At 59.8% G+C, this 2,707-nt stretch carries 4 protein-coding genes; 2 read left to right on the top strand and 2 right to left on the bottom strand.

Going from position 1 to position 2,707, the window contains the following annotated elements; all coding sequences use genetic code 11:
* Together ACH2EH_RS25090 and ACH2EH_RS25085 are read right to left on the bottom strand one after the other, a co-directional pair.
* Window positions 1-646: redoxin family protein (locus ACH2EH_RS25090; protein WP_395146134.1), on the bottom strand; the 646-nt coding region annotated here is incomplete at its 3' end.
* Window positions 647-688: 42 nt separating this feature from the next.
* Window positions 689-1,093, bottom strand: coding sequence for an OsmC family protein (locus ACH2EH_RS25085; RefSeq protein WP_395146132.1), 405 nt, complete (start codon window positions 1,091-1,093; stop codon window positions 689-691).
* A 69-nt stretch (window positions 1,094-1,162) separates the two neighbouring features.
* Here ACH2EH_RS25085 and ACH2EH_RS25080 point away from each other — a divergent pair, with 69 nt between their 5' ends.
* Window positions 1,163-2,059 (top strand): universal stress protein, encoded by an 897-nt coding sequence (locus ACH2EH_RS25080; RefSeq protein WP_395146131.1) that lies wholly within the window; start codon window positions 1,163-1,165, stop codon window positions 2,057-2,059.
* A gap of 40 nt (window positions 2,060-2,099) precedes the next feature.
* Window positions 2,100-2,707, top strand: a 608-nt coding sequence (locus ACH2EH_RS25075) for a serine hydrolase domain-containing protein (RefSeq protein ID WP_395146129.1), incomplete at its 3' end; no start/stop codon positions are given.

Raw genomic sequence — 2,707 nt, 5'->3', positions numbered from 1 at the left:
GTGCTGGAATAGGCTCAGGCTCCGCATCCGCGGGGGGCTCGGGCTGGTTGCGATCCAGCAGGCAGCCGGGCACTTCAGAGCTGGTTGTCGCGACGGGCTTGCCTGCCAGAAGCGCATCCAGCGTGTCGGTGAGGTAGTTCTTGCTCGCCTTGGGCTTGCGGCTCCCCAGGCCATACTGATCGTCGACACTGCCACGGTAGCGAAGAGTGGCTTTATCATCCACGATAAGTGCTTCGCATGTCCGGGTTACCTTTGCAAAGTCCGCGAACTTCTGCTGGCGGTCGGCAATAATTGGGAAAGTCACCCCTGCTGCTTTGGCTGCCGTCAGAGTCTGCGCAGTGGTCTCGCTGCCGTTGGGGTTGATGCCAACAAACGCCACTCCCTTAGCTTCGTACTTCTTTGCCAGTGTCGCCAGCTTGGGCAAAGAGAGCTTAGCAATAGGGCAGTCGGCTCCCAGAAAGTAAAAAACGACCGCCTTTTTTCCGGCAAGTCCATAGAAGTGGAAGTCTTTGCCCTCCAGCGTGGTCGTGCGGAAGTCGGGCAGGCGCGTGCCCACGAGAGGGGCTTCTGCCTTGTGCGGTAAGGCAAGAGCGGCGGCTACCAGAACCGAGGGGACTGTCAAGGCAAGGGCTAGCGTTTTCATCATAATTCCTAGAGACAATTCAAAGTGTGTTTTGGTTCACAGATTTCACACGTATTGGTAAATTATTGGCGCATCAATCTCCGGGTGGAGGCTGGCATGCACGGGGCAGCTATGGCCGATCCCCTCCAAACGAGCACGCAGCGCTTCGGGGACTGCGGCGGCGGGTACAGTGATTGTCACGGGGAGCCGCCCGATGCGTCGGGGAGGCGTGTTCATCTCTTTTTCCACTATGGCGCTCATCCCGCTCAGATCCAACTGATGGCGCTCGCCCCACATCCCAATCGTGGTCAGAATGCAAGAGGCCAGCCCCGCCGCGATTAAATCCGTGGGAGAGAACGCGGATGCGTCCCCACCGAGGTCTTTGGGGGCATCCGTGGTGAGGGCCATGCCTTCCTGGTGTATTAGGTGGCACTTTTTATTGCCTTCGTAGCGAACCGAAATGGAGACCATGCAATTATTGTACTTCAAATCTGCCGAAGCGCTGAGCCAAGGGAGACATATTGCCCCTAAGATAGGGCTATGAAAATCGTTCTGGGTGTGGATAGTCGGATGCCGGAGGCCAATGCGCCGGTGGTCTCATTGCTGAAGCGGCTCGCGTTTGTGGGCAGCGCGGTTGAAGTGGTGCATATCGTCGCCCCCCCGGTCTTCCCCGGCGGTGAGCTACTTCCCGTGCTCTCGGGGCTCGCCGCGTCGTACTACGAGACCCATGAGTGGCCCGATGCGGGGCAGGTGGTGGCTCATGTCGCCGATGAGCTACGGGCTGTCTACCCGACGACGGAGACGATTGTAAACGGTAGCCCGTCGCACACGCTCCTGACAGCGGCGGAGCGCTCGGGAGCAAAGCTTCTGGCCCTCAATGCCTCACACGATCCGGTCTGGAAGAGCGCTTTTGTTGGTAGTGTCGCCCGCGCCGCCGTGCTGGGGGCGAAAGAGAGCCTTTTGCTTGCGCGCCCGGCACTACTCGATAGGCCGTTACATGCTGTTTTTGCCACGGACCACTCACCCTACGCCGACAAGTGCGCCGCGCTTCTGGGGGAGCTCTTTCCACGCGGGGTTTCGGAGATGACAGTTCTTACTGCCTTTCCGATTGCCGCCCTGCGCGAGCAGCTTCTGGCTCAGGGCGAGGCGGGAGCCGTGGCGGGCGAGCAGATTGAGCACGGGCTGATGAGCCGCAACGCCGACACGATTGCACGGCTCGATGCCGTGTTTGGTGAGTCCGCGCCCGTGATGCAGTCCCGCGTCGTAGACAAGCCCATAGACACCGCCATCGCCGACACGATGGCCGAGACCCACGCGGATCTCCTTATTCTCGGCGCACATGGTCATAGCCTCGCGGAGCGGCTTATTACCGGCAGCGTGTCGTTCCGTCACGCTCTCAGCTCACCGTACTCCGTGTTACTTTTGCGTCCAAAGTAGCCTCTGTAACTAAAAACCACTGAGCGTGCTCTTAAAGGCGATGAAACGCATTTTTCTCGCCACGCTTCTCGCGCTCACTCTCCCCGCGCTCGCCTCTGCTCAGCCCACGCAAATCTCAGAATTTTCGGCTCTGGAAAAAGAGGTGGAGGCAGCGCGGATAAAGTTCAAAATTCCGGGCCTCTCGCTCGCGGTGCTCAAAGACGGCAAGCTAGTCTACACGCACGGCTTTGGTCTGCGCGATGTGGCCAAGAAGCTCCCGGCGACGCCGGAGACGCTCTACTGTATTGGCTCGTCCACAAAAGCCTTCACCGCCGCTTCGGTGCTGATGGCTGTGGATGCCGGAAAAGTCAAGCTCACGGAGCGGCCCATCACTTACCTGCCCTACTTTCAGCTCCGCGACCCGGAAGCCAGCACACAGATCACCGTCTCCGACTTGCTCTGCCACCGCTCGGGCCTGCCGCGTACGGACTTTATGATGCTGGCTGCCGAGGGCACGCTCAGCCGAAAAGAGCTGATCCAGGCGGTCGGACAAGCGAAGCCCACGGCCAAGCTCGGGGAGAAGTTCCAGTACCAGAATATTCTCTTTGCCGCTGCCGGAGAGATCGCCGCCACTGCGTTCGCGATGCCCTACGAGCAAGTTATCGAGAC

It is taken from the genome of Armatimonas sp., assembly GCF_043760365.1.
Classification (GTDB): Bacteria; Armatimonadota; Armatimonadia; order Armatimonadales; family Armatimonadaceae; genus Armatimonas.
This window is presented reverse-complemented; position numbering and strand designations above follow the sequence as displayed.

Bases quoted from the DNA above. Each gene is read 5' to 3' on its own strand.
- ACH2EH_RS25080 (WP_395146131.1), top strand. From the start codon at position 1,163: ATGAAAATCGTTCTGGGTGTGGATAGTCGGATGCCGGAGGCCAATGCG.
- ACH2EH_RS25085 (WP_395146132.1), bottom strand. From the start codon at position 1,093: ATGGTCTCCATTTCGGTTCGCTACGAAGGCAATAAAAAGTGCCACCTA.